Genomic DNA, 19,629 nt, shown 5'->3' with positions numbered 1-19,629 from the left:
ATGGAATCGATTGCGAATCAGATTGTTTGAGTTGTGGTATTGCAGTTATTTAGCATTTTATTCAGTCATTTATTTAATGAAAAGTAATGAACAAGATAGTTGAAAAAGAGAATTTTTCAGAAAAAGTAGTGAAAATTGTGGTTGAGGCACCTTTAATTGCTAAGGCCCGCAAACCAGGTAATTTTGTAATTGTACGGGTAGGTGAAAAAGGGGAACGTATCCCTTTAACCATTGCTGGTGCTGATGTTTCCAGGGGAACCATTACCATTATCGTTCAAAAAATGGGTGTGTCGTCTACCAAGTTGTGTAATCTTGAAGTTGGTGATTATGTAACCGATTTGGTTGGCCCGTTGGGAAAACCAACTGAAATTCATAATGTTGGCACTGTGCTTTGCTGCGGTGGCGGTGTTGGTGTTGCACCACTGCTTCCAATTGTTGAAGGATATAAGAAAGCTGGTAATCGTGTTGTTACAGTTATTGCTGCAAGATCGAAAGATCTGTTGATTCTGGAGGAAGAAATGCGCAAACATTCTGATGAACTTATCGTTATGACAGATGATGGTTCATATGGAAGAAAAGGTTTGGTTACTGAAGGTATGGAAGAGGTTATTAAGCGTGAAAAAGTGGATGAGTGTATCACCATTGGTCCTGCTGTAATGATGAAATTCTGTTCCTTGCTGACCAAGAAATATGAAATTCCTACTATGGCGAGTTTGAATAGTATTATGGTTGACGGAACCGGTATGTGCGGAGCATGCAGAGTTACCGTTGATGGTAAAACTAAATTTACTTGCGTAGATGGACCTGAGTTTGATGCGCATAAAATTGATTTTGACGAAATGATGTCGAGATTAGGCGGTTACAAGGAAGAAGAAAATGACAAAATGGATCATTTTCAAAATTAATCAACTAAAGACAAAACAGGACAATGGAAAGGTCTGAAGAATATATAAAAAACGAGCGTAAACAAGAGTGGAGAGTCGAACTTCAAAAACTGACAAAAGCCAAAGATCGTATGGCGATTGAAAGGGTGGAGATGACAGAAATGGCTCCTGAAGAGCGAATTAAATCTCAGCGCGTTGAGGTGAATGTAGGTCTGACTAAAGAGCAGGCAATGTTAGAGGCAACACGTTGTATGGATTGCGTAAATCCAACTTGTATGGAAGGATGCCCGGTAAGCATCAATATTCCCAAATTTATTAAAAATATTGAGCGCGGGAATATTTTGGAAGCCGCCTCGGTTTTAAAAGAAACCAGTGCGTTACCAGCTGTTTGTGGTCGTGTTTGTCCGCAGGAAGTTCAATGTGAACAGAGATGCTTTTATGTTGAAAAATTGAATCTGCCTTCTGTAGCAATTGGTCATTTGGAGCGTTTTGCCGCTGATTTTGAAAGAGAATCCGGTGTAATTTCTGTTCCTGAATTGGCAGAATCAAATGGTGTTAAAGTAGCTGTTATCGGTTCCGGACCATCAGGTTTGTCTTTTGCCGGCGATATGGCTAAATTGGGTTACGATGTAACTGTTTTCGAAGCACTTCACGAAATTGGTGGTGTTTTAAAATATGGTATTCCTGAATTCCGTTTGCCAAATGCTGTTGTTGATGTAGAAATTGAAAATTTACGCCGGATGGGTGTGAAATTCATCACCAACTATATTGTAGGCCAAACCGCAAGTTTAGATGATTTAAGAGAAGAAGGATATAAAGCATTTTATGTAGGTAGCGGTGCTGGCTTGCCTCGTTTCATGAATATTCCTGGTGAAAATTCGAACGGAATTATGTCATCAAATGAGTATTTAACCCGTGTAAATTTGATGGGAGCTGATTCGGAAGAATCGGATACGCCAATATTGCGTGGTAAAAATGTTGTGGTTGTTGGCGGTGGTAATACTGCTATGGATTCGGTTCGTACTGCAAAACGATTAGGTGCTGAAAGAGCAATTATTGTTTACCGTCGTTCTGAAGAAGAAATGCCTGCCCGTGTTGAGGAAGTTCATCATGCCAAACAGGAGGGAATCGAATTTCTTACCTTAACGAACCCAATTGAATACATTGCTGACGAAAATAGTCGTGTGAAGCAAATCAAGGTTCAGAAAATGGAATTAGGCGAACCTGATGCATCGGGTAGAAGAAGACCAATTCCTATGGAAGGTTCTGAATATACGATTGATGCAACAGTAGTTGTGGTTGCCGTAGGAGTTTCTCCAAATCCATTGATTCCAAATTCGGTGGAAGGCTTGGAGGTTTCGAAATGGGGAACGATTGAAGTTGTTAAAGATAAAATGCAATCGTCAATTCCTGAAGTATTTGCAGGTGGAGATATTGTTCGCGGCGGTGCTACAGTTATTCTTGCAATGGGAGATGGCAGAAAAGCGGCTAAAAACATGAATATCTATTTGCAGGAAAAATATTTATCCAATAAAGTGGAACACTAAAAATTAGAAAAAATGAAAGAGTTTAATTCACTTGAAGATATTTTAGATTTTGCCATTAATGAAGAGCAAATGGCTGCTGATTTTTATACCGAACTTGCTGGTAAAATGAAACATCAGGAGATGAAGGATACTTTTGAGCAATATGCTTTGGAAGAACTTGGTCATCGAGCTAAATTGGAGGCAATTAAGAATGGAAAAAAATATCAGGTTTCGGAGGCTAAAATTGCCGATTTAAAAATTGCGGATTATTTACTGGATGTAGATGTTGATAAATCGAATATTACTTATCAGGAAGCTTTGATTCTTGCCATGAAAAAGGAGAAAATCGCTTTTAGATTGTATAATGATCTTGCTTCAGCAGCTACAGATGAACCGTCGAAAAAATTATTCCTTATGCTTGCTCAGGAAGAAGCAAAACACAAACTTCGTTTTGAAGTGGAATACGATAATAATATTCTAACAGAAAATTAGAATTAGAAAACTTAATAAGGAAGAGCTGCAGCATTGAGTTGTAGCTTTTTTTATTTGAAGAGAATACTTCGAAGCTATGCCTTGGGGACAATAGAGGAAAAGTTTGAAAACCAGATGGTTTTTCATAACACTTTTAAAAAGTATGGTTTTGAGTTAAGGATGATCATATAAAAAAGGCACAACAAAACTTTGCTTTAGTATCTTGTCGTTTTTCCTGTACAATACAGGCATTCAGTTATTACAAATGAAAATTGAATTGTGACAACGCCATGAAATACATTTATTGCTTCCTATTTGGGGATGACCCAACAACATTTAAGTACCATACGGGCGAATGGATGATTTTAAGATAGATGAAAAATTAATTGGCTGTTCTTCTCTATTTTTGAATTCCAAAAACAAATGAAATGAAAACTGAAATGCAAAAATGTTTGGATGGTGAAGTCTTTAACACATCCAACGAGGAAAATCAAAGTCTGATACACAAGGCGCGGAAATTAACCAAAAGCTATAATTCGACAGAAAGTACCGATGCCGAAAACCGAAAGAATATTTTGTGCGAATTGTTTGGGGAGCTAGGTGATAATGTAAATATTGATACGCCATTTTACTGCGATTACGGCAAGCATATTTTTGTTGGCAGCAACGTAATTATCAATATCAACTGCACATTTGTTGATTGTAATAAAATTGAAATTGGAAACAATGTGTTGATTGCCTCCAATGTGCAGATATATACGGCAACTCATTCAACAGATGTAAACGAGCGTCTGGTAACTGATTGGAATCCAGGTTCAGAACTTCCATTCTTTAGAACCTATGCACTGCCCGTAAAAATTGAGGACAATGTATGGATCGGCGGAGGTGTGATTATTTTGCCAGGAGTAACAATCGGAAAAAATTCGGTGATAGGAGCAGGAAGTGTTGTGATCAAATCGATTCCCGAAAATTGTGTGGCGGTTGGAAATCCATGTAAAGTAATCCGAAAAATAAATGAGCAAAACAGATCGCATGGAGAAGATTAAAGCTGTAATTTTTGACCTCGACGGAACCATCGGCGATACTTTGCCATTGTGTATTAAAGCTTTCAAAAAATCAATAGAACCGCTTATTGGCAGATCAATTTCTGATGAAGAAATAATTGCAACCTTCGGTCCTTCGGAGGAAGGAACGATAATGGCATTGGCTCCCAACAATTACGAGGAAGGCATTTCGCGTTACTTGCGTTATTATGAGCAACTGCACGAAATGTGTCCAACACCTTTTAATGGAATAACAAACCTGTTGGCCGATTTAAAAGATAGAAAAATAAGGCTTGCCATGGTTACCGGCAAAGGAAAACACAGTACAATTATTTCATTACAGAAATTTGGTATTGCTCATTTATTTGAAACAATTGAAACCGGTCATTCATTTGGGCCGCGAAAGCCGGAAGGAATCACTGCTGTTTTAAATTACTTTAAGGATGTAAACAAGAATGAAGTAATTTATGTTGGCGATGCTCCAAGTGATATTGTTGTTTGTAAAAATGCCGGCATTCCAATTGCAGCTGCAGCATGGGCACTTTCAGCCGAACCGGAGAAACTTGCAGAGCTGAATCCGGAAGAATTATTTTATAGTACCGGTGATTTTACCGATTGGATAAATTCCAGAATTTAAATTTGATCATCGGTGGTAAATTCCTGTTTTTTTGTGTGAGTTGCAGGTAGTAAAGCATAGGGGTAATTGCTGTTTTTCCTAAATTAAAGGCTGTTGAGTGCTTCAAACCAGAGCTTAATATTTGTTGTGAATCGTAAATTAATTTGTTTTAAGGATGTTTCTACTTCACTATGGCAGACTCCAATGATTTAGAAAATGTGAAAAGCTGATCGATCTAAAATTGAAAGCCAAATAAGAAGCCTCCATCATCATTTACAGGAATATAGTTGTTGTATTGATCGGTTAATATTGTAACGATCTAAGTTTTTGTGTAACTTATAGTATATCGTCGGCCCTCCGGTAATTATAAGAAGAAACAAACACAAAACGAGTTGAAACAATGCATCCAAAAGAAGACATATTTTACGAAGCAAGAAAGTTTAACACCATTGAATTGTGGAAAAATGTGACGGGGGAACAGTGGTATGATGCCGACTGGCAGATAAAAAATACAATACGCAGTGTTGAGCAGCTGAAAAGGGTAATCAAATTAAACTCTCTTCAGGAAAGTGAAATTAGAAGAACCTTAACGGTATTAAATAAAGAAGGAAAAGAAGCTTTGCGGATTACACCTTACTATGCTTCACTGATGCAGGCCGATCCGTTTAATCCGAAGATGCTGCCGGGCGAAAAATCGAAAAAACGGCTCGATCCTGTTTTTTGGCAGTCCGTGCCTACTCCTGCCAATTTATTATTCCCCGATACCGGACTCGAAGGAGCTATGGATGAGAAATCGCGCAGTTACGGTGCCGCTTATCAACGGTATCCAAACAGATTAGCCCTTTTTGTTGCTGCAAATACAAGTTGTGCTTCGTATTGTGTGCATTGCCAAAGAGCAAAATCCTTAAATAGTTGTGCTAATGTGAGTCATACCGAAATAAATAAGGGTTTGTTTTATATAGGATATAATAAAAACATAGACGAGGTACTTGTAACCGGTGGCGATGCACTGATGATAAGCAGAGGCAGATTGCAGTATGTATTGGAAGAATTAAGCAGGATACCGCATATTCGTGTGATAAGAATAGCTACCAGAGTTCCTGTTGTGATGCCCATGGGAATAACCGATGAATTGTTGGAATTAATTAAGTTTTCAGCAAACAAATTTAATGATGGCCCCGATAAGTATGTATATTTCATGACTCATATCAATCATTATCATGAAATAACAAAGGATTTGGCAATTGCAGCAAAGAAAATCCGTAATCATGGATTTACAATCCGAAATCAAACCGTTTTATTGAACCATGTAAACGACTATTATAAAACACTGGCTCTAACTTTTACTCGAATGTTTTGGATTGGCATTCATCCCTATTATTTGTTGCAATGCCACAAAGAAAAAGGAATTGTTCATTTCATTACCCCAATTCAAATTGGTAAAATATACATGAAACATCTGCAAGGATGGATATCTGGTATTACTATGCCAAAATATGCAGGTAATATTGAAGGCGGGGGCGGAAAGGTGATATTAATGCCTTCCGGTCATGATACTTTTCATAAAGAGTTCGATATTGACGATAAAATCTCGGAAAGTTACGCCATGGTGCATACATGGGATGGGAAAGAACTCTCAAAATACGAAGCTCTTGGCAGAACAACATATGAGGAGTTTGAGAATGGGGTTCGAATTATGGACAATTTTATTGGAAAAAAGGGCGTGTTTGTTCCCAAACTAATAGTTGTAGATAACAATGGGAGGCATATTGAAACAACAAACAGAACGAAATTACCTAAATTTGAAAAAATAAAAAAATCGAAACTGTTGGAATATGATGTAAGAGACAAGAGTATGCCCCTAACTAATCCGGTAGTTATATCCGATGAAATTGATAAACAGTTTAAAAAATCGAACTATTGCAAAAAGCGTTTTGACTGAGAATATGAAAAAAACTGTAACTAATAAATAATTTGTAAATTATAAAATATGGATAAAGTATATAAAATGTGTCAGAGTTGTGGAATGCCCATGAAAAAAGACCCACAGGCTGGCGGCACCAATGCCGATGGAAGTAAAAATTTGAAATACTGCAGCTACTGTTACGCGAACGGAGAGTTTCTTTATACCGGAACGCTTCACGACTTTCAGAATTTCTGCAAACAAAAGATGATGGAAGGCGGACATTCGAAGCTTATTTCCTGGTTGTTTACCCGAGGTATGGGACGTTTGGAAAGATGGAAGAAGTAGTGAGATTTGTTAGAATATTGTTTTTTAGTAAAGTCTGGACGCAACTAAACTGCATATAATTCATCTTATTTTGAATAAAGAATACTTCTTAGCACGGTATTTGTTTACTAAAACCTTGTAAAAAATAACATTCATACAAAAAATTATAAGCGCATGAAACGTCCACGTATAAAGCTTTCTGCACACAGGGAGATGATTATGTGGTAAGTTCCATCTGACAAAAACTTAAAATTATAAACAGATGAAAAGAAATGTAATACTACTATTGGCTGTTTTCCTTAGCTGGAGTGCAATGGCACAAGCTCAGAAAAACTTTATCGATCAAAACTACATTGAAGTAAAAGGATTGGCAGAATTAGAGGTCGTTCCCGATGAAATTTATTTAAACATTCATTTGGATGAGGAGGACACCAAGAACAAGGAAAGCATTGAAGTATTGGAAAAGCAAATGTTTGTGGCTTTAAAAAAGGCCGGTATCAATTTGGAGGAGCAGCTTTCGGTATCTGATTTTGCCAGTAATTTGCAGAATCACTTTTTTCAACGTGCCGATATGAAGAAATCGAAAGATTTTGAGCTGTTGGTACACGATTCTAAAACACTAGGAAAGGTGTTTGTTGAGTTGGATAAAATCAAGATATCAAATATCAGTATTTTGAGAGTGGATCATTCCGAAATTGAGAAGTATCGCAAGCAGGTTAAAATAAATGCTGTTATAGCAGGTAAAGAAAAAGCTGTAGCTCTGGCCGAGGCAATCGGACAAAAAGTGGGGAAAGCCATTTACATCAATGAAGTTTCTTCGCCCTATGGCCGACAAATGGTAAATACAATGATGCGGGTGAAAAGTGAAAACTTTGAATCGGCTAAGGGTGTTCCTGATCTTGATTTTCAGAAAATTAAATTGGAATATTCAGTGATGATCAGCTTTGCTTTGGAATAGAATTAACCGGAAAGAAACAGTAAGATCCCTATGAATACAGGGATCTTTTTTTATGTTTCAGAAAAGGCATTTGTCGTGTAGGAAAAATGTGGCAATCACAAATACACACAAGGGAAAAGAAACAGACGCTTTGTGATACTTTGTGCAGTGTTTCGAGTTCTTTGTGGTTAATATTTTCATTTCAGTTATCGATTGGATTGTGATATTTATAGTGGCAATTCATCAATTTTTCCCGCAACACTTTATCTATAAATGTTTTTTTTGTTCTTTTGTGGAGAAATACAAAATCGAAAATAAATGATTAAGATCCTGTCTTATATTCTCAGCTTTATATTTTACATTCTTTTCTTGTTGTTGTTGGTAATTTTTCATCCAATACAGGTAATTTGTCACAAGTTGTTTGGCTATCAGGCTCACAAGAGTTCGGTTGATGTTTTAAACTTTTTTTTAATGCGCGTGGTTGTGTTTTTAGGCGTTCGTATTACATCATTGCCAAAAGTTAATTTACCAACCGACCGGCCGTTAATCATTGTTTCCAATCATCAGGGAGTATACGACATACCGCCAATTGTCTGGATTTTCAGAAAACACCATCCAAAGTTCATTTCAAAAAAGGAATTGGCTAAAAACATTCCGAGTGTGTCTTATAATCTTCGCCATTCGGGAGCCGCCTTAATCGATAGAAAGAACAGAGCTCAGGCAATACCTGAAATTTATAAGTTGGGTCAGTTAATCGCAGAAAACAATTATGCAGCCAGTATTTTTCCCGAGGGAACCAGAAGTAAAACAGGAGTGATGAAACCTTTTAAAGCTGGTGGAATAGAAGCTTTACTTCAGGCCGCACCAAATGCGTTAGTTGTTCCTTTTGTGGTTGATGGAAATTATAAAATTGAAGAAAAAGGAATGTTCCCCTTGTGTTTGGGAGCTAAGGTTAGATATAAGGTTTTAGACCCTATTGAGCCTGCAGCTTACACTGCAATTGAACTAACCAAAATGGTTGAAGCTTTGATTAAGAAAGAATTGAATCAATAAATACTAAGGAAAAGCTCAATGATGAACCAAAACAACAAAACAGCATTGGTAGTGGAAGGTGGTGCAATGCGCGGTATTTTTGCTGCGGGTGTTTTGGATCAGTTTATAGAGATGGAATTCTATCCTTTTCACTCTGTATTGGGTGTTTCCGCCGGAGCAGTTAATGCGGCCACATATCTTTCCAGGCAGAGAAAGAGAAATTTTAAGATGTTTACAGATTATTCTTTACGACCTGAATACATCAGTTGGAAGAAGTTTTTGGCAGGTGGACATTTAATGGATCTAGATTGGTCATGGGATATCACTACCCGCGAACTGCCTATTGATCTGGATGTGATGTTTGCCAACAATCCTGATTTTGAAATTGGAGTTACCATGAACTCAGATGGTCGTTCGGTTTTTATCAAACCTGATGCAGAAAGCCTTAGTCATGTGATGAAGGCCAGCTGTACAGTTCCTCTTTTTTATCGCAATTTTTTGAAAATAGACGGCCAAATAGTTTCAGATGGAGGCGTTTCTGCACCCATTCCAATTCAAAGAGCAGTGGAAAAGGGAGCTGTTAAAATTATGGTGATTCGTTCCCGTCCAAATTCTTTTCGGATGAAAAAAGGAATGGAATCGAAATTGGGACGTTTGCTCTTTCGAAAACATCCGGGTTTGGTGAAAGCATTGTTGAATCGTCCGGACAATTACAATTCATCAATCGATTTTATTCAAAATCCACCGCAAAACCTTCAGATTTTAGATATTTGTCCCCCCGAAAGTTTCAAAACAAAGCGATTCACTCAAGATTATGCCACACTGGTAACAGATTACGAACTGGGACGGGAAATGGGGCGAATTGCAATTGAAAAATGGAATCTTCTGTAATTTGATCCTCTGATCGGAAAAATAATTTTCTTTTTAAACCTTTTGCCTTTTTTATTGTCTATAGAGAGGAATGATAGTCCGGCTAATAGGCTTTTTGATCGCCCAAATGTTAACGAAAATCTAAAAATAAAATTTCGTGGATGTTTTTGGCTTTTGAATGGTAAGTTTGTCTGGACAATTTATAAAACTCATAATTCAATTTAAATGAATCGATTAATTCTTCTGATCTGCTTAAGCTTTATAGTAATATCAGCTAAGGCAGAGGAACCGGTTTTAAAACCGGAAATGAAAGGCGGAGTAATAAAAGGTATTGTGATGGACAATGCTATGGATATTCCTGTTGAATACGCAACGGTTTCTGTTTACAATATGGCCGACTCAAGCCTTATTGACGGAACCATTACAGATGAAAAAGGGGCTTTCGAGCTTGCAAAGATGAAGCCTGGAAAATACTTCGTTGAAATTACTTTTATTGGTTATAACAAAGCCATCGTTCGAAATATTCCTATCGATAGAAACAGAAATCTGGCTGATTTAAAGATTGTGAACTTACGACAGGCAAGCGAAGCATTAAACGAAGTTGTTGTAACTTCTGAACGCGCTCCCGTGCAGTATCAAATCGATAAAAAGGTAATTCCTGTTAGCCGGCAAATTACTGCTGCCAGCGGAACGGCTGTTGATGTTTTGGAGAATGTTCCATCTGTTAGTGTGGATATTGAAGGGAATGTAAGCCTTCGGGGTAATTCAAATTTTACTGTTTTGGTGGATGGAAAACCTTCTATTTTGGATGCATCGGATATTTTGCAGCAAATGCCCGCAAGTGTAATCGAGAATATCGAAATTATTACCAACCCTTCAGCGAAATACGATCCGGAAGGAACGGCTGGAATTATCAATATTATCACAAAAAAGAATACAGAGAAGGGATTGAATGGAGTGGCTAACTTATCAATGGGTAGTCAGGAAAACAGAAGCGGTGATATTTTAATTAATTACCGCAAGAAGAAATGGAATTGGAATTTAGGATTGGATTACAGCAACCGTCAGTTCGAAGGGACAACTAAAACCGAAAACAGAACCATTTATGAGGGTGTTACAAGTTCTGTGTTATCGGATGGTGAAGCTAAAATGAAGCGTTTGGGTTATGGCATTCGTACTGGTTTCGATTTTGATATAGATTCTAAAAATCAAATTTCGTTTGGCTTCCGGTACGGAAACAGAGACATGGAACGGGGGTCTGTTTTGGATTATCAGGAGTTTGACAGTAATGATCCGGAAAGAATTTTATACGATAGTGAAGATCTTTGGGAGAAAGAAATGACTTTCGTGAATTCAAACTTTTCGTACACCAGAAAATTTAGTGGTAAAGGTCATCAGTTGGCTTCTCAGGTGACTTATTCGCATCGCGGAAGTGGTGATGAGCAGTCAACCAACGAATTGTTTGATGCTAATGGCAATCAAACATCCGGGAAAATTGCAACTGAGGATGGGCCTGGAACCAGATGGGAGATTCGTTCCGATTATACTTTGCCACTGGGAAAGGATGCAAAGTTTGAACTCGGATACCAAGGTCAGATTCGCTCCAGTGAGGCAGATACGAAGCAAGAGGATTATAATGTTGTAAGCAAACAATATGAGCCTCAGCCATTATACAGTCATGATGTAACTTACGATCAGCAGGTGCATGGTTTGTATACAACTTATGCTTCAAAAATTGGAAAGTTTGGTTACCAACTGGGCTTCAGATCTGAATATACAAATCGGGAAATCGATTTTAAAGATGAATCTGAGATTTTCACTATTAAACGGTGGGATTTCTTTCCAACCATTCATACACAAATGGATTTGGGATCAGACAATCAGCTAATGGCAAGTTATACCAGACGAATTCAACGTCCGAGAGGTTATTGGTTGGAGCCTTTTGTTACCTGGACAGATGCCTACAATGTGCGACAAGGAAATCCTGATTTAAACCCGGAATATATTGACTCTTACGAGTTGGCTTATTCGAAACGTTTTGGAGATCAGTCGGTGACTTTTGAAACTTATTATAAAGTCACTCACAATAAAATAGAAAGTGTTAGATATCCTTGGGAAGAGCAGGGGAACGTAATGAAGAGTACTTCTGTTAATGTAGGTAATGATTATTCTTTAGGTATGGAAGCAACCATAAATTTATCTTTTGGCAAATGGTTTAAGAACGATTTAATAGGGAATTTCTATCACTACAAAGAAGAAGGTGATTTTACGCTAACCAATTCATCCGATGAGGATATTTATAAGGATTTCTCAACGAAAAGTTACAATTGGAGTCTTAGGAATAATTCAACCATTATTTTTGATCCGAAAACACGGGTTCAGTTTACTGCGAACTATCAATCAGAAACGAACTGGGCTCAAGGGAAACGCAAGGGGTTCTTTACAACATCAGCAGCTTTAAAACGCGATTTCATGAAACGCAGGCTGTCTGCTACTTTTCAGGTTCGCGATATTTTTGGAACAGCAAAACATGAAACCTTATACGAAGGGGATAATTTTTACAACTTTAGCCGGTTTAGTCATAAATCACCAACATTTAATTTGAAATTAAGTTTTAAAATTAACAATTATAAAATGAAGCGTGAACGAGGATCAGAAGGCGGGGTTGATGTGGAAGAATTTGAAATGTAAAAGCGATTAACGAAATATTGAAGAAACTCACGGAATTAATTTCGTGAGTTTTTTTATGGGAAACATTTGATTGTTAATTAACTGACTGTTATTTGATAAGAGCTGAAATTACAATGAAGGATCCTGTAATGATGTTGATCCCAATCACTATTTTCCGGAATTTTTCAGGCTCAATTTTCCCGGAAAACTTAGCTCCAAAATGCGATCCGAAAAATAAAATGGGCAGGCAGAAAAGAGCAAGATTTACAGATTCCATTTCAATCATGCCTTTCATTAAAAAGGCTGCTGTTGTGAAAAAGGCTGAGAAAGTACTGAACCAGGCAAATACACCCCGGAACCTTTCTTTTGAATAGCCTTTACGATTCATTGCAATAACCAATGGAGGACCACCTACAGATATGGCGCTGCCCAAAAGACCGCTTATGAAACCAGCAAAAACAATTGGCAAATTTAAAAAGCGTTTGGCCAATTTCACCTTGCCTAACATTTGTATCGAAAATAGGATAATTAGAATTCCGGTTATGAGTCGTAAAGTATCGCTGCTAACATATTCAAGAGCATAAATACCTAAAGGAATTCCTCCTAAACTAGCAATAAACATGGGAATAAAATAGTATGCCCTTATTTTTTCCTGAAGTTTAAACAGGATCACCAGACTGGTAATTAAATTGAATAAACTCATGGCAGGAACCAATACCTGCATGGGGAAAATGAAAGAAAGAAATGGGATTGCCAGTAATGCAAATCCAAAACCAGTCATCCCTTTTATAAATGCTGCTGAAAGGATAACGATAGTGCAAAGAATGATCTGAATTATGGTAATGTCATGCATTAGAAAACCAATTAATAATTTGTAGTTGAATGATACAAAGTTAGTGGATTCAACAATATGTTGAGCGTTAAATATGCTTAAAATTCCTTTCTGAGAAATGTTATAAAGCTTCCTTGAGGAAAGGGAATAAAGAATGAATTTGTATGGCTACATTAGTCATAAACAGCTTTACCGAAATGGCCAGTAAAATAATTCCAAAAACTTTACGCAAAATATGAATTCCACCTTCGCCAATAATGCGCTCAACAAGATTGGTTGATCGCAGTACGATGTAAACAAATATCATATTTAATACAATGGCAGCAATTAGGTTTTCCATTGCATATTCGGCACGCAATGCAAGAACAGTTGTAAATGAACCTGCTCCGGCAACCAAAGGAAAGGCAATAGGAACAATTGAAACACCACTGGGACCATCATACTTAATAATCTCGATTCCCAAAGCCATTTCTACACCCATAATAAATAGAATAAATGAACCTGCAATTGCAAAGCTTGAAATATCAACACCAAAAAGGCCAAGAAGTTTTTCTCCTAAAAAAGAAAAGGCTATTAGAACACCAAGTGCAACAAGAGTTGCTTTTAGGGCTTCAATTTTACCTCCTTTTTTCTGTAAATCTACAATGATTGGAATGGATCCAATAATATCTATTACTGCGAAAAGAACCATTGAAGAGGTGATGATTTGAATAAAATTGAAATTCATGACAATAAAATTTTGGACTTGTAAGTGTAGCTATTGATTCTCGGATAAACTTACAAATTTTTTAATCGAATGAGTAAGTTCAGACTTTCTAACTTCTTACTTTAGCAAGCTGTTGTTGTGAAAAATAATTGTAAAATTGATGTGCATGTTTAAAATAAAACAGAAGAACAATAATGATGTTAAAATTTTAAACTTTCGCGAAGATATATCTTTTTTTGAATTTGCCTCTAAACTTAGCTGAAATATTTTAAGGAGGAAGTGGAGGTATTAGTAGTTTATGCAAAAAAAGACTTACCTCAGGTAAGTCTTTTTTACAATTATATGTTCTGTTATTTCTTCTTGATCTCCTCCGATGGTATGAAATTTAGGGAGATGCTGTTGACGCAATGCCGGGTATTTTTTTTTGTGAATCCCTCTCCAGTGAATACATGACCAAGGTGTCCATTGCAATTAGCACAAACAATTTCTGTACGTCTTCCATCTGCATCAGGAATGTGTTTCACAGCACCATCAATCTCATCATCGAAGCTAGGCCATCCACAATTTGATTCGAACTTACTGTCCGATCGATAAAGTTCAGCATTGCATTGCTTGCAGGTATAAACACCTTTTGCTTTATTGTGTAAATACTTTCCGGTTCCCGGATATTCGGTTCCTTTATCAATAATTACTCTTTTTTCATCTTCGCTAAGTGTGTTGTATTTATCTTTTGTCATTGCTTTTTGTGCTAATAGATTGTTACTAACAAAAAGGATAAGTCCAAGTAAAATGATATATCTTTTCATAATTCGCCTCCTTATTTTTAATGATTCTAAAGTTAATTGAAAAATGATTCAGTTCAAAATTTACTGTACTTATTCAGCGAATTTGCTTCTTTAATTGCCTGAACAATAAGTTCCGGATTCGACCATGGAATAAAATGATTCAAATCTTCAAGCAATTTATGATCTGCATTTTTATGAAATTTAAGGTAGTAGGCTTGTGTTTGGTAAGGCACTAAAACATCCTTTTTGCCTTGTATATAGCTTGTAGGGATATTAATTTCGTGTAATCTTCCTTCGTTTAGGCTTAAATCATTTTCCAAAGCCATCATTTCCAGATTGCTGTTTTTCAATTCGAGAGGTAACATTTTATTTGTTAAACCACCTGATATCATAATATTGTACCATTTCGCTTTCTGGAATTCCGGAGATAAGCATGGTGCAACGTATATGGCGTGACTTATTTTGGTTCGAAAATCAAGAATTGTTTGTTCCAATACGGCTCCACCATAAGAATGTCCTACTATTATAAATTTTTCATTTGATTTTCCATAATGGTTAAGAACAGCGGCAGCAACTTTTGCCTGATTGCTAAGGTGTTTTTGTGCAGGAACAGTGGTTTTCCCATAACCAGGTCGATCATAGGAAATTATACAATATTCTTTTTGAAGTGTTTTATCTGCAAAAATATACTTGAAATCGAACCAATATCCGGGAGAACCGTGAATTAATAAAACTTTAGGTTTTGATAAATCACCAATATAGATAGTATGAATTTCATTTCCTTTATAAGGAATCATTTCACTATGAGGAAAAATATTTTGAGCATGAAATTCATTTATTATTTTCTGATCATCGAATTCAGCTTTGAATTTTTGAAAGATTACAAACCCGATAGTAACCAGTAATAAAATTGCAAATCCGGAAACATACAACAGCTTTTTAATCCTTCTCCTCATCTTCCTTATTCTTTAAATTCTACAGAAATGTAATAAAATACTTTTTAGTCTGAATTGCAAGAGTAGAAATGTTATAAATTCTTAATTTATAAGGTGATATTTTAATAAGAGGTGGGCGAAATTTAGTATGGATTCAATATTAACTTCATGAAATATCATGAACAAGAAAATAAGAATAAAAAGGATTAGTTCCTTTAAGTCAGGTGCTTTCTTATTAATTGAATGAGAATATCCTTTTTTACAGGTTTTGCAATGTAATCGTCACAGCCGTTTTCCAATGATTTTTTTTTATCGCCAAGCAGAGCGAATGCGGTTTGCGCTATAATCGGAAGGTTGGGTCTGATTTTTTTAATCTTTTTAGTCGCCTCATATCCATCCATTAATGGCATTTTAATATCCATAAGCACTAAATCAATCTTATCGTTTTTTATGCAAATATCAACAGCCTCAAGGCCATTATTAGCAACCAACACGTTACAGTTGATCTGATTTAGTAATTCTTCAAAATATATTCTGTTGAACTCTTCATCTTCAACAACCAGGATGAGTTTATTTTGTTCCTTATTCATATAGATAATTATTTATTATATCAAATGTAAAGTATCTTTTCGAACTATCTAAATCAATTTTAATTTTAGGAAAAAAGAAAAGAATAAATTTTGTGTTTATAATTTAGTTCTATTTCTAAAATTGTTGATAATTAATCTGTTGTGCCTTATAAGTATTGGTTTTAAATTAAAATTCTTTTAGTCGTTTATTTTTGTTGCCAAAAATTGAATAGCATCAATTTACCTAATTAAAATCCAATTATGAATTATTTCATCATTAATAATTTTTCCAAATACTGTTTTAGAGGTGGAGTCGGAACCATTAAATACGCGAGGATGCTTTATACATGTAAAATTACGCCGGAGAACTCCTGAAACAGATTAAATCCAGCATAGGTTCAGGAACTAATACTTCCTTCTTTTTACCAATTCGATGGAATTTTTTGTCTGAATATGGAAATCGTTAAAATCTTCAAAGTGATTAAAATAGCAAAAATTAAATGTTTTTTTGTTTCTTTTAATTCCTATCCTTCTGCGGTTACAATCATTTAGGATGAATTGTGACAAAATATTGTAGGATGTCCTTAGAAAAGCAGACCAATTGTTACAAAGAATGAATTTTATTTTGCCGGGTTATAAAATATACTGCAATAGGCTGCTTTTGTAAGATTCATAAAATCAATATTTTGGATGGTAGAGAATGGATGCGTCATCTATTTATAATAAATAGAAATTAGGAATTTGGAAAGTTTTCTATATCTTCGGTTTAGGAAACATAAATCTTTAAAACATTACTTATCATGACAGACGGAAGCGAATTAACCTGCGTATTTATAGGATCGATTATTGACGTGCAGTATTATAAGGAAAGATTGGAGGAAGCTGGAATTGCTTCTTTATTGAAAGATGATTTTAGTTCAGGTACTATTGTTGGAATAGGCGGTGTGCCCGATTCTGTTGAATTATTGGTTGCAGATGCGGATGCTGAAAAGGCAAGGATGTGTATTGAAGCATTGCAAAAAGAATAATTATTACATGCAAAACATGCAAACATGATGAAAAAAATATCATTATTAGCTGTTGCCGTGTTGTTATCTGGGTGGTTAACTGCTCAGGAGAAGGCAGCTATGGTAACAGATCGTCCCGACCAGACTGAATCCGCTTCTATTGTATCTTTGAAGGGATTTCAAATAGAATCCGGGTTTTCGTTTGAAAGATATAATTCAGAAATCAACAACACAACGTACAATTCAACATTGGTTCGATATGGTCTTTTAGAGAAAATAGAGCTTCGTTTAGGACTTGCTTATTTGGGAAAGAGTGTTTCATCAGATGGTGGTAGTTTTGATGAAAGTGGTTTTGCTCCAATAGTTGTTGGTGCAAAATTTCAATTGCAGGAGGAAAGCGAAGGGTTGCCAAAACTAGCCATTATGACCACTTTTACGCTTCCAAAAACAGGAGCAAGCATTTATGAAAATAAATACTTAGGTGCTGATTTTCGTGTTAACGGAGAATATTCACTGAATGAAGCAATGTCGTTGGGTGGTAATTTAGGGGTAGCTTGGAGTGGTGCTGAGGGAGGCAATACTGTCGTAGGAATTTATACTGCTGTAATCGGGATGAGTTTATCGGAAAAATTAGGAGCTTTCGCAGAATTATATGGTTTTCTTCCTAAAGAAGGAAAAAATGACCATCGTTGGGATGCCGGAATGACTTATTCTGTAAATGAGGATTTACAACTCGATTTTGCAACTGGGATTGGATTAAGTAAGGTTTCTCCGGATTTTTTTATTAGTTTAGGATTATCAATTAGAATGCCTTAATAAAGGCATTGCATACATCAATTCAGAAAAAAGCTTGTTCAGGATCTCTGAGCAAGCTTTTTTTCTATTCAAGAGGGCTTGAAATTTATCGCTTGAATAAATTTGTTTCTGTTGTATTTTAGAAATGATAATTTTTGGGATATCTTTTATTTTTAGAACGTATTTAATAAATGGAAAATATGAAAAATTATAACAGTAGTATGCTCATTGTGATTGCTTTACTTTTTACTTTCAGCTCTTGTCATTTATCTGCAGAATACGAAGAAAACCAAAAATTACTAATGGAAACCGATGTGGCTTTTTCTGATTATTGTTTGGAGAATGGTATGAACAAAGCCTTTTTTAAATATGCGTCGGAGGAGGCAGTTATGCTTAAGGATAATAATTATCCGCTTGTAGGAAAAGAAAATATTAAGAAACAATTTTCAGGAGATGATACTCAAATTACATTTACCTGGAGCCCATTGGATGCTGATGTTTCAAAATCGGGAGAATTGGGTTACACCTACGGAACTTATTCTTATCAAACTGTTGATTCCCTGTATCAGGGAACCTATGTCTCAGTTTGGAAAAAAGATGAAAATGGTGATTGGAAATACGTACTTGATTCTGGAAATCAGGGCTTGGGAAAATAGGATCAGGGTTTTGCCGATTTAATTTTATTTCTTGTATTTCTGATTATAGATGTTGTGTAAAGAGCTAATGCAATCCAGATTAAACCAAAGGCAATAAGTTGTTCGTGTCTAAATGGTTCGTTATAGATTAATACGCCAATTAACAACATTAGGGTAGGCGCGATGTATTGCATAAATCCTAAAGCTGATAGCGGAATTCGTTGTGCTCCTTTTGCAAACCAATATAAAGGCAGAGTGGTAACAATTCCTGTTAGCATTAAATAGCCTGAGGTTGATATACTGCTGGTAAATAAAGCTCCGTTTCCAATCCACATTTTATATAGGATATATCCCAATGCAAATGGTGCCAGAATTAGCGTTTCAACAGCCAGAGCAGATATCGCTTCAATTCCAGCAGTCTTTTTTGTAAGACCATATAAACCAAAAGAACAGGCTAAAACAATTGAGATCCAAGGGAATTTTCCATAATCAATTGTTAGGTAAATAACTGCAGTCGATGCTATTAATACCGCAATGTATTTTAGCTTATCCAATTTTTCGTTAAGAATAATCATTCCAAGTATTACGTTTACAATAGGATTGATGTAATAGCCCAGACTAGCCTCAACAATTTGTTTTGCATTTACGGCATAAATGAATAATCCCCAATTTAAGCCGATAAGCAGAGATGATATGATTAAACTCTTACGCGTTTTCTTTTGTCGTAATAAATTCCATACATTTTTTTTCCGGGTCAGTAGTAAAAGGATTATTAGAAATACAAACGACCAAAAAATACGATGAGCTAAAATTTCTATCGCAGAAACATTGGAAAGTAATTTCCAGAATATAGGCAGTATTCCCCAGGTTAAAAAGGCTTGAAGGGCATATACATATCCTATTGTGGCATTCTTTGAATCTTCCATAGAAATTTGAGTGAGCATCGGTTTTTGTTGGGCAAATGTAATTAAAATCGAAATTGTTTGCTTGCCAGATATCGAATTTAAAAGACGTAAAGAATGATGTAAGGAGAATTTATCTTTTGGAATAATAAATAATCTGAATGAATTATTAGAGCAGGTAAAA

At 35.9% G+C, this 19,629-nt stretch carries 20 protein-coding genes; 14 read left to right on the top strand and 6 right to left on the bottom strand.

Translation table 11 applies throughout. The features are described from left to right. Positions 1-86: 86 nt before the first annotated feature. The 11 genes from ACY0M5_RS13820 to ACY0M5_RS13770 all read left to right on the top strand — a co-directional run bounded on the left by ACY0M5_RS13820 (position 87) and on the right by ACY0M5_RS13770 (position 12,300). Positions 87-905: a sulfide/dihydroorotate dehydrogenase-like FAD/NAD-binding protein gene (locus ACY0M5_RS13820; protein WP_124994235.1), complete on the top strand. Its 819-nt coding sequence runs from the start codon at positions 87-89 to the stop codon at positions 903-905. 23 nt (positions 906-928) lie between these two features. Next, a complete protein-coding gene (gltA, locus tag ACY0M5_RS13815; protein WP_461629542.1) occupies positions 929-2,431 on the top strand; it encodes an NADPH-dependent glutamate synthase in 1,503 nt (500 codons plus the stop codon). 12 nt (positions 2,432-2,443) lie between these two features. Further along, positions 2,444-2,902: a ferritin-like domain-containing protein gene (locus ACY0M5_RS13810; RefSeq protein WP_156196416.1), complete on the top strand. Its 459-nt coding sequence runs from the start codon at positions 2,444-2,446 to the stop codon at positions 2,900-2,902. A 407-nt stretch (positions 2,903-3,309) separates the two neighbouring features. After that, positions 3,310-3,927, top strand: a complete 618-nt coding sequence (locus ACY0M5_RS13805) for a sugar O-acetyltransferase (protein ID WP_461629541.1) — start codon at positions 3,310-3,312, stop codon at positions 3,925-3,927. After that, positions 3,914-4,561, top strand: a complete 648-nt coding sequence (locus tag ACY0M5_RS13800; protein WP_461629540.1) for an HAD family hydrolase — start codon at positions 3,914-3,916, stop codon at positions 4,559-4,561. The genes ACY0M5_RS13805 and ACY0M5_RS13800 overlap by 14 nt, the downstream gene beginning before the upstream one ends. Before the next feature lie 379 nt (positions 4,562-4,940). After that, entirely contained in the window at positions 4,941-6,482 is a 1,542-nt protein-coding gene (locus ACY0M5_RS13795) for a KamA family radical SAM protein (RefSeq protein ID WP_461629539.1), read from the top strand. A 48-nt stretch (positions 6,483-6,530) separates the two neighbouring features. Next, positions 6,531-6,791 carry a zinc ribbon domain-containing protein gene (locus ACY0M5_RS13790; protein WP_156196420.1) on the top strand — a complete coding sequence of 87 codons (261 nt, stop codon included), beginning with the start codon at positions 6,531-6,533 and terminating at the stop codon, positions 6,789-6,791. A gap of 241 nt (positions 6,792-7,032) precedes the next feature. Then, positions 7,033-7,728: an SIMPL domain-containing protein gene (locus ACY0M5_RS13785; RefSeq protein WP_461629538.1), complete on the top strand. Its 696-nt coding sequence runs from the start codon at positions 7,033-7,035 to the stop codon at positions 7,726-7,728. A gap of 297 nt (positions 7,729-8,025) precedes the next feature. After that, positions 8,026-8,760, top strand: coding sequence for a lysophospholipid acyltransferase family protein (locus ACY0M5_RS13780; RefSeq protein ID WP_124994228.1), 735 nt, complete (start codon positions 8,026-8,028; stop codon positions 8,758-8,760). Positions 8,761-8,778: 18 nt separating this feature from the next. Further along, positions 8,779-9,630, top strand: a complete 852-nt coding sequence (locus tag ACY0M5_RS13775) for a patatin-like phospholipase family protein (RefSeq protein WP_461629537.1) — start codon at positions 8,779-8,781, stop codon at positions 9,628-9,630. Positions 9,631-9,834: 204 nt separating this feature from the next. Then, the gene (locus ACY0M5_RS13770) at positions 9,835-12,300 is read left to right on the top strand and encodes a TonB-dependent receptor (RefSeq protein WP_461629536.1); all 2,466 of its coding nucleotides are present in this window, start codon (positions 9,835-9,837) and stop codon (positions 12,298-12,300) included. Positions 12,301-12,388: 88 nt separating this feature from the next. Here ACY0M5_RS13770 and ACY0M5_RS13765 read toward each other — a convergent pair whose 3' ends face one another. The 5 genes from ACY0M5_RS13765 to ACY0M5_RS13745 form a co-directional block, all read right to left on the bottom strand. After that, the gene (locus ACY0M5_RS13765; RefSeq protein ID WP_124994225.1) at positions 12,389-13,132 is read right to left on the bottom strand and encodes a sulfite exporter TauE/SafE family protein; all 744 of its coding nucleotides are present in this window, start codon (positions 13,130-13,132) and stop codon (positions 12,389-12,391) included. A 100-nt stretch (positions 13,133-13,232) separates the two neighbouring features. Then, a complete protein-coding gene (locus ACY0M5_RS13760) occupies positions 13,233-13,838 on the bottom strand; it encodes a MarC family protein (RefSeq protein ID WP_124994224.1) in 606 nt (201 codons plus the stop codon). Between the two features lie 329 nt (positions 13,839-14,167). Continuing rightward, positions 14,168-14,623 carry a methionine-R-sulfoxide reductase gene (locus ACY0M5_RS13755; RefSeq protein WP_461629535.1) on the bottom strand — a complete coding sequence of 152 codons (456 nt, stop codon included), beginning with the start codon at positions 14,621-14,623 and terminating at the stop codon, positions 14,168-14,170. Positions 14,624-14,676: 53 nt separating this feature from the next. Then, a complete protein-coding gene (locus ACY0M5_RS13750; protein ID WP_461629534.1) occupies positions 14,677-15,558 on the bottom strand; it encodes an alpha/beta fold hydrolase in 882 nt (293 codons plus the stop codon). Between the two features lie 194 nt (positions 15,559-15,752). Next, complete coding sequence (locus ACY0M5_RS13745) at positions 15,753-16,127, bottom strand: response regulator (protein WP_124994221.1); 375 nt, start codon at positions 16,125-16,127, stop codon at positions 15,753-15,755. Between the two features lie 779 nt (positions 16,128-16,906). On the opposite strand from ACY0M5_RS13745, the gene ACY0M5_RS13740 reads away from it, so the two are divergent. From ACY0M5_RS13740 to ACY0M5_RS13730, 3 genes are all read left to right on the top strand, one after another. Next, a complete protein-coding gene (locus tag ACY0M5_RS13740; RefSeq protein WP_461629533.1) occupies positions 16,907-17,134 on the top strand; it encodes a putative signal transducing protein in 228 nt (75 codons plus the stop codon). A gap of 24 nt (positions 17,135-17,158) precedes the next feature. Beyond that, entirely contained in the window at positions 17,159-17,929 is a 771-nt protein-coding gene (locus ACY0M5_RS13735; protein ID WP_461629532.1) for a transporter, read from the top strand. Positions 17,930-18,108: 179 nt separating this feature from the next. Further along, positions 18,109-18,564, top strand: coding sequence for a YybH family protein (locus ACY0M5_RS13730; RefSeq protein ID WP_160463516.1), 456 nt, complete (start codon positions 18,109-18,111; stop codon positions 18,562-18,564). A 2-nt stretch (positions 18,565-18,566) separates the two neighbouring features. On the opposite strand, the gene rarD is transcribed toward ACY0M5_RS13730, so the two are convergent. Next, the gene (gene rarD / locus ACY0M5_RS13725; RefSeq protein ID WP_461629531.1) at positions 18,567-19,469 is read right to left on the bottom strand and encodes an EamA family transporter RarD; all 903 of its coding nucleotides are present in this window, start codon (positions 19,467-19,469) and stop codon (positions 18,567-18,569) included. Positions 19,470-19,629: the final 160 nt, after the last annotated feature.

The sequence above is a fragment of the Labilibaculum euxinicum genome, from assembly GCF_963678175.1.
GTDB classification, from domain to species: domain Bacteria; phylum Bacteroidota; class Bacteroidia; order Bacteroidales; family Marinifilaceae; genus Labilibaculum; species Labilibaculum euxinus.
The sequence above is the reverse complement of the archived record's forward strand: the minus strand, read 5'-3'. Positions and strand labels throughout refer to the sequence as shown.

Coding starts and splice junctions, on each gene's coding strand:
- ACY0M5_RS13820 (WP_124994235.1), top strand. CDS start 87: ATGAACAAGATAGTTGAAAAAGAGAATTTTTCAGAAAAAGTAGTGAAA.
- gltA (WP_461629542.1), top strand. CDS start 929: ATGGAAAGGTCTGAAGAATATATAAAAAACGAGCGTAAACAAGAGTGG.
- ACY0M5_RS13810 (WP_156196416.1), top strand. CDS start 2,444: ATGAAAGAGTTTAATTCACTTGAAGATATTTTAGATTTTGCCATTAAT.
- ACY0M5_RS13805 (WP_461629541.1), top strand. CDS start 3,310: ATGAAAACTGAAATGCAAAAATGTTTGGATGGTGAAGTCTTTAACACA.
- ACY0M5_RS13800 (WP_461629540.1), top strand. CDS start 3,914: ATGGAGAAGATTAAAGCTGTAATTTTTGACCTCGACGGAACCATCGGC.
- ACY0M5_RS13795 (WP_461629539.1), top strand. CDS start 4,941: ATGCATCCAAAAGAAGACATATTTTACGAAGCAAGAAAGTTTAACACC.
- ACY0M5_RS13790 (WP_156196420.1), top strand. CDS start 6,531: ATGGATAAAGTATATAAAATGTGTCAGAGTTGTGGAATGCCCATGAAA.
- ACY0M5_RS13785 (WP_461629538.1), top strand. CDS start 7,033: ATGAAAAGAAATGTAATACTACTATTGGCTGTTTTCCTTAGCTGGAGT.
- ACY0M5_RS13780 (WP_124994228.1), top strand. CDS start 8,026: ATGATTAAGATCCTGTCTTATATTCTCAGCTTTATATTTTACATTCTT.
- ACY0M5_RS13775 (WP_461629537.1), top strand. CDS start 8,779: ATGATGAACCAAAACAACAAAACAGCATTGGTAGTGGAAGGTGGTGCA.
- ACY0M5_RS13770 (WP_461629536.1), top strand. CDS start 9,835: ATGAATCGATTAATTCTTCTGATCTGCTTAAGCTTTATAGTAATATCA.
- ACY0M5_RS13765 (WP_124994225.1), bottom strand. CDS start 13,132: ATGCATGACATTACCATAATTCAGATCATTCTTTGCACTATCGTTATC.
- ACY0M5_RS13760 (WP_124994224.1), bottom strand. CDS start 13,838: ATGAATTTCAATTTTATTCAAATCATCACCTCTTCAATGGTTCTTTTC.
- ACY0M5_RS13755 (WP_461629535.1), bottom strand. CDS start 14,623: ATGAAAAGATATATCATTTTACTTGGACTTATCCTTTTTGTTAGTAAC.
- ACY0M5_RS13750 (WP_461629534.1), bottom strand. CDS start 15,558: ATGAGGAGAAGGATTAAAAAGCTGTTGTATGTTTCCGGATTTGCAATT.
- ACY0M5_RS13745 (WP_124994221.1), bottom strand. CDS start 16,127: ATGAATAAGGAACAAAATAAACTCATCCTGGTTGTTGAAGATGAAGAG.
- ACY0M5_RS13740 (WP_461629533.1), top strand. CDS start 16,907: ATGACAGACGGAAGCGAATTAACCTGCGTATTTATAGGATCGATTATT.
- ACY0M5_RS13735 (WP_461629532.1), top strand. CDS start 17,159: ATGATGAAAAAAATATCATTATTAGCTGTTGCCGTGTTGTTATCTGGG.
- ACY0M5_RS13730 (WP_160463516.1), top strand. CDS start 18,109: ATGAAAAATTATAACAGTAGTATGCTCATTGTGATTGCTTTACTTTTT.
- rarD (WP_461629531.1), bottom strand. CDS start 19,469: ATGGAAGATTCAAAGAATGCCACAATAGGATATGTATATGCCCTTCAA.